We start from the raw sequence: 746 nt of genomic DNA on the forward strand, positions 1-746 counted from the left end.
GCCGATCTGGAGGCGCTGGCTGCGGCGGTTGAGTCCGGTGCTGTGGCGTTGCCGGATGATGTGGTGGTCTCCCTGCCCACGAGCTTTGCGGCACCGCGCGCTGCGGGGGTTTCTCCAGCCGGTCCGGCGTTTGAGGACCGGGGTTCTGGGGCGGAGCCCACGGTTGGCGGGGCCTCGCATGCTGGCTCGGGTGTGGCGAATCAAGCCCGTCCGGCGTTTGAGGACACGCCCGAAGGGCGTCCGGGGTCCTGGGGCTTGCCCCAGGTTTCGGGAAGGGGCGGGATTGGGGAAAGCTCCTCACCCACCGACACGGTGCACCGCGCCACCACCCAAACGCTGAGTCTGCTCCAGCAGTGGCTGGCTGACGATCGTTTCGCCAACTCGCGCCTGGTCGTCCTGACCTCGGGTGCCGTGGCCGCCGGTCCGGCTGAGCCGGTGGCGGATCTGGCTCATGCCGCCGTCTGGGGTCTGGTGCGCTCGGCCGAGTCGGAGAACCCCGGCCGGTTCGTCCTGGTGGACGTGGATTGTACGGCCGGGTCGCTGACGGCGGTGTCGGACGCGTTGGCGTCGGGCGAGCCGCAGGTGGCCGTGCGGGACGGGGTGCTGCGGGCGCCGCGTCTGGCGCGGGCCGCCGCCACGCTCCCCGGGGAGGACGTGTCGGAGTTCGCCGCCGACGGCACGGTCCTGGTGACCGGTGCGAGCGGCACGCTGGGCACCCTGTTCGCCCGCCACCTGGTGGCGGAGCG

1 protein-coding gene is annotated in these 746 nt (G+C 72.5%); it reads left to right on the forward strand.

Features of this window, described 5'->3' with window-relative positions; genetic code table 11:
• Positions 1 to 746 (forward strand): SpnB-like Rossmann fold domain-containing protein (locus ABD329_RS47910; RefSeq protein WP_425574491.1); only part of this gene is annotated, 746 nt, incomplete at both ends.

Source organism: Streptomyces javensis (assembly GCF_039525925.1).
GTDB classification, from domain to species: Bacteria; Actinomycetota; Actinomycetes; order Streptomycetales; family Streptomycetaceae; genus Streptomyces; species Streptomyces asiaticus.